Annotated in this window: 3 protein-coding genes and 1 pseudogene; 3 read left to right on the top strand and 1 reads right to left on the bottom strand. The window is 58.3% G+C overall.

Features of this window, described 5'->3' with window-relative positions; translation table 11 throughout:
- Positions 1–540 precede the first annotated feature (540 nt).
- Positions 541–993, bottom strand: coding sequence for an RICIN domain-containing protein (locus ACZIRK_RS44720; RefSeq protein WP_474419790.1), 453 nt, complete (start codon positions 991–993; stop codon positions 541–543).
- Between the two features lie 1,347 nt (positions 994–2,340).
- Between ACZIRK_RS44720 and tnpA the strand changes: the two genes are divergently transcribed.
- The 3 genes and pseudogenes from tnpA to ACZIRK_RS44705 all read left to right on the top strand — a co-directional run.
- On the top strand, positions 2,341–2,736 hold the full coding sequence (gene tnpA / locus ACZIRK_RS44715) for an IS66-like element accessory protein TnpA (protein WP_130231681.1): 396 nt from the start codon (positions 2,341–2,343) through the stop codon (positions 2,734–2,736).
- On the top strand, positions 2,733–3,080 hold the full coding sequence (tnpB, locus tag ACZIRK_RS44710) for an IS66 family insertion sequence element accessory protein TnpB (RefSeq protein ID WP_028169423.1): 348 nt from the start codon (positions 2,733–2,735) through the stop codon (positions 3,078–3,080). Before tnpA ends, tnpB begins: the two co-directional genes overlap by 4 nt.
- Before the next feature lie 120 nt (positions 3,081–3,200).
- A pseudogene (locus ACZIRK_RS44705) lies at positions 3,201–3,926 on the top strand (IS66 family transposase); the annotation flags it as partial.
- Positions 3,927–4,044 lie beyond the last annotated feature (118 nt).

Genomic DNA, 4,044 nt, shown 5'->3' with positions numbered 1-4,044 from the left:
CATCGCGGCATCGGTCGCGTCGCCGCCGATTTCCTGCTCAATCTGATCGCCTATAATCTGATCCGCATCCCCAAACTGGTTGCAGCCCAGCCAGCCCAGACCTAGCCTCCCGGACGCGCCAGCCCAAGGAGGCCTCCTCAACAGAAAAAAAACGCTTCATTCCTCACGTTTTTCAGCAGACTGCTAGAGCAATTTCCGATCACGTTACGTCGCCAGAGATCGGGCATAGTGCGCGCTGCGGCGGCCCGCACGCACCGTGACAACGTCGATGAGGCTGATAGGAAAGCTTATCAAGCAGTGCAAACTACTTTCGACATGCCGGGTACGCATAGTGACCCACATACAGTTGAAAACGCTCCAGGTCTCCTAAATTACCTAAATTGGATACACCATCAATTCAAATGGAGCACAGCTACGGCCTCGAACCTCTCGATCTTCGCCTCCGTTAAGTGAGAGTTTTGGAAGGGGGGTCGAACATCTGGACGGCCCCGCCCTGTGAGCACACGTTGATGAAACCTCATCGTGCGCAGAGGATTTAAGTTACCCTGCAACTTCAACCTCGAGATCCGTAGCGCGCAGGCCCGATAGTGGTACATGCTGCCACTTCTGAGCGACTGTGCCGTTCTCCGGATAGAGCCAAATTGGGTTGCCTTCTTGCTGTCTGCTATTATTGTTATCGATGCACAGGTTGCGATTGACTAAGCTGTAGATAGGACCTGGGTTCTCCCCAAATTCCCACTGCTGATTAGGGTTGGCAGCGTCGTAGAACTGAAGGTAGAGCCTAGCTTCTCTGATGGCATTACCGCTTGGCGCAAGTGCAAGCCGATCACTTGCGTGCAGCCTAATGGAGCCGGCGGCAAGGTCGATATCCCAGACAATATATCGAGGGGCGGCATGTCTTTTGCGAAGTACAATTGGAGCACCCACTGCCTGATCGTGCACGCCGATCACGAAGTCTTCATTCGCCTTGTATTTGATTATATAGCTTCCCATTTATAGGTATCCTTGCTTTCCGAAAGCGCTGTCCACCGCGCGATGAAGGTCTCAGCGAATTGAGCCTCACCACCACTTGCAGCAATATACGTGCCACCGGAGAACGTTCTGTGCAGTTGGAGAAAGGCGCGAAATCGTGCGCTTCCCTGTGCCCGCGGGATGCTTACATCTCAACGTTGGCTTCCCGACGCGCAATGTCTTCAGTCGGACATGGCTGAATAGTAAGGCCGTATGCGCGCCTCTTGCCATGAGATGGCTCGCCCAACACTGCGCGTCCCAAGATTGCTCGGGCGTACCGAGCCGATCCTCATCACGAGGACGAGCCGTGGCAGATTAAGGGAGGCCTTTGTCGGAATCGATGTGGCCAGGCTAAGAAATGCCGTCGGGATTGCGGATGCAGGCCGGGAGGGTAAGGTTCGGTTCTTCGGGAGGTCGATGCTTTCATTATCAAATCAACATGCGCCGCGTCATAGAGCGGATTGCCAACCGGTTTGACCGCGTCCACTTCTGTTACGAGCCGTCCCAACTGGCTATGGTCTTTATCGCCTGATCCGGTCACTCGGCCAAGAATGCACTGTGATGGCGCCATCATTAATCCCAAGCAAGCCGAGGGCGATCGTGTGGAGACCAACCGCCGGGACGCCGTTTCTCGCGCGGCTGCCACGCGTAGGCGCGCTAACGGCTTATGGCTTGCCGATGAAGGTCGCGAAGCGATGCGCGATCTCTTCGCGCCGCATCGGCAGCGGCTGACACGCCGCGGCATAGAGCCGAGTGTGCAGGCCTGCATCTCCGCCACGATCCGCACCTTCTCCTCGCCCATCCATCGTCGCGGCCGACGTTCCCCGGTGATCACCTCGACACGACGATAGGAATCACCTTCCAGCCCGCCATCAACATGGCATTTGCCATCGTTCCACCTCCACCGATCCGCTCATATCAGGCTGTATCGGGCGCTAGCTGAGGGACAGCTAGATAACAGGCCGGTTCCCGTCTCCAAGAGTAGTTCGTTTAGGAACCAATGGCTCTAACGGTAGAACATTTGGTGAGCGACGTCAGGACCGAATGCGCGCGACCCACGTGACCGCGATGAATAGGCTGAGCTGACGCGCGACGTCGATCTTCGTGCAGAAGTTTGGACATCCGATCTTGAACCAAGCACAGCTGAGACCCAAAGCGCCTCGCCTCGACCATAGATCCCGACCAGCTGCTGTTACAGATCCAGGCAGAGTGAGTTTGAGCTGAGCATGAGCTTATCGTTTGGTACGCATCCGACGGGCGCCGTCTTGCGTGACGCGTGGTAATTCGCGAAGCGTGTGACCTTAAGTCTAGCTTTAAGGTCATCAGGCGATGCGGGTCGAGGTTTTGGGCGGACTGGAGCGGCGGCGGCGCTGGTCGCAGGATGACAAGGCGCGGATTGTTGAGGAGACGTTGGCGCCGGGCGCGAAGGTGACGGAGGTTGCGCGTCGCAACGGAGTAGCGGCCAGCCTAGTGTTTTCCTGGCGTCGACAAGCACGGAAATCAGAGCGGGTTGTACCATCTTTTGCGCCGGTGCAGATCGTCGCTACGGAAGTGGAGGAAACTCCGAAGCTTTTGCCTGCGGGTGACGGCCGAGTGCGCTCCGTGGCGGCCGCGCGTATTGGGTTAATCGAGATCGATCTTGGCAACCGGCGACGCATCCGAGTGGATGCGCACGTCGATCCGGAAGCGCTGGCGCGGGTCCTCGAGGTGCTTGAACGCCGATGATTGCCATACCGGGTAATGTGCGGGTGTGGCTTGCGACCGGCCATACAGATATGCGCCGAGGATTCCCGAGCCTTGCGCGTCTGGTTCAGGAGAGCTTGAAGCGTGATCCGCACACTGGTGATCTTTACGTTTTTAGGAGCCGTCGCGGCGACCTGATCAAGATTATTTGGCATGATGGCCAGGGCGCGTGTCTGTTCACGAAACGGTTGGAGCGCGGCCGCTTTTTGTGGCCATCGCTGGCGGACGGCGTTGTGACGATCAGCGTTGCGCAACTATCCTATCTCCTGTCCGGAATTGACTGGCGGATGCTGCAGGCAACCTGGCGTCCACAGGCTTCCGGTTAAGCTGTGTCTCTTTGACTCACGGCAGGAATCCAGCGGGATTTTTTGCGGCGAATATGGTTGATCGTCCTCGTGACGACGCCCGCCAATGCACTTCCCGCCGACCTTGCCGCTGCGCATGCGATGATCATTGCGCAGCGCGAACAGCTGACGCTGGCGAAGAGCGAAGTGACCGTCGGCCGGCTGGAAATCGAGCGGCTGAAGCTGATGCTGGCCAAGGCACGGCGCGAGCAGTTCGGGCAATCTTCTGAACGCGGCAAGCTGCTGGTCGAGCAGCTCGAACTCGCCATCGAAGATCTTGAAGAGACTCAGGCGGAGCAGGAAACCAAAGCCGAGTTCGCAGCGCCAGAAGCCGCCAAACAGAAGCGCGCGCAAAATCCACGGCCGCCGCGACGCCCCCTACCGGATAACCTGCCGGTCGAACGTATCGTCGAACCCATGCCTTGCGCGTGTGGCAAGTGCGGCAGTGAACGGCTGCACAAGCTCGGCGAGGTGGTGTCGAAGACCCTGGAATGCGAGCCGCGGCGCTGGAAGATTATCGAGCATGTCCGCGAAAAGTTCTCCTGCCGAGATTGCGAGGCGATCACAGAGGCGCCGGCGCCCTCCCATCCGATCCCGCGAGGCTTCGCCGGGCCGAGCCTGCTGGCGATGGTGCTGGTCAACAAGTTCCTACTGCATCAGCCGTTGAACCGGCAGAGCAAGACCTATGCCCGCGAAGGGATCGAGATCGACGTCTCGACCCTGGCGGATCGGGTCGGCGCCTGCGTGGTAGCACTCGATCCCATTATTGAGGCCATCCGGATCCACGTCATGAGCGCGGAACGCATCCACGCCGACGATAGTGTGCTGCAGAAGCACACAGAAAGGATGATCGTGATGATCTGATAATCTGTGAGCACAAGCTGTGACAGCGATGAGGGAGGGCCCCTCGGGATCGGCTTTCAGGAGCAGGTCCCAAATCACTTCA

The organism is Bradyrhizobium sp. Leo114 (assembly GCF_055229415.2).
The sequence above is the reverse complement of the archived record's forward strand: the minus strand, read 5'-3'. Positions and strand labels throughout refer to the sequence as shown.